This window comes from Halorubrum sp. C191 (genome assembly GCF_002727095.1).
Classification (GTDB): domain Archaea; phylum Halobacteriota; class Halobacteria; order Halobacteriales; family Haloferacaceae; genus Halorubrum; species Halorubrum ezzemoulense.
The window spans coordinates 1-1,195 of record NZ_NHNZ01000123.1; the positions used below are offsets into that span (position 1 = coordinate 1).

1 protein-coding gene is annotated in these 1,195 nt (G+C 54.3%); it reads right to left on the reverse strand.

The window, feature by feature from the left end; all coding sequences use genetic code 11:
• On the reverse strand, positions 1–678 hold a 678-nt coding region (locus Z052_RS19785; RefSeq protein ID WP_199058272.1), incomplete at its 3' end, for a PAS domain-containing protein.
• Positions 679–1,195: the final 517 nt, after the last annotated feature.

The window sequence follows — 1,195 nt, forward strand, 5'->3', positions numbered from 1 at the left end:
TCTGTCGGTGAGTATAATCGGCGTACCGTCTCGTCTGACCCCGACCAACTCGCCGTCCCACGACCCCGTCTCCTCGACAACTGGGAGAACCTCGGTTTCGATCCGCTCGATGACGTCGTCCGCGTATATTTGCCGCCAAGTCTCACCGAGTAGCTCCTCGGCGTCGTCGTACCCGAACATCGTGATGTGAGCATCGTTGAGGTACGTGTACTCACCATCACCGTTTAATAACGCGATACCAGAGGTCGTCAGGTCCATCGCGGCCGCTTGCTGTTCAAGTCGAGCCAAGTTCGCCATACGCTCGCTAACGTCTTGGAAGATTCCGAGGACATACTCGGTGCCCGCGTGTGTGAACGTCGTTGACCTCACGTCGACCGGCACCGTCGACCCATCTGCACGCAGAATCGTCACCGGCTCCTCTGCGTCGGCACGGACGTGTTCTTTCCGCCCGTTCTGGACCGCCTGAAACCCTTCACGGTGACGCGTCTCGGTCTCTGGCGGGTGAAGTTCGGTCTGGTGCATCCCGATAAGCGAAGAGCGGTTGCGGCCGAACAGTTCGGTCGCCGCCTCGTTTACCGCCACGACGGTTCCAGTGGCACCCTCTGCGGTGAGGATCGGTGCTGGACCTTCTATCGCCAGCCGCGCGAGGAACGCGTCGGCTCCGTGGTCGGGAGACATGGGTTCCGGACTCATCTTGTTATATAATTCACTATTCTGGACCGATTTGAGAGTATCGCCGTAATGGCCCATAATTAGATTTTACAGCCTAAGAGTAGGTTTCTCAGGTAGTAGATTTACATACCCATTATGACAAACAGACATCTATTAAAATGGTTAAAAACGAGTTGAGAACCAGTAATGACTCTCACACCAGGTTTTGAACATGTTGAAATCTATCGAATAGAAGGCGCGCATCAATACCATCCTCCGAGATTGTGCGGCGCGGTGGTATAGTGAAGTCGTTAACTTACCGGATCTCACCTCATAAGCCGCGCAAGGAGGGTAGCCCCAACGAGGAAGGATACGTTATGATTCTCTGTCGAACTGTACCGAAAGGTCGACCGCGGGACGATCTCACGGTGGAAGATCCAACGGACTATCAGAAACCGAAGGGCAGCAGATCAACAAGGGTGTTACTGTATCTCTTCTAATACCTCTGGCCCCCTCAGTATCCGGCATTCGTTGTAGTTTAACG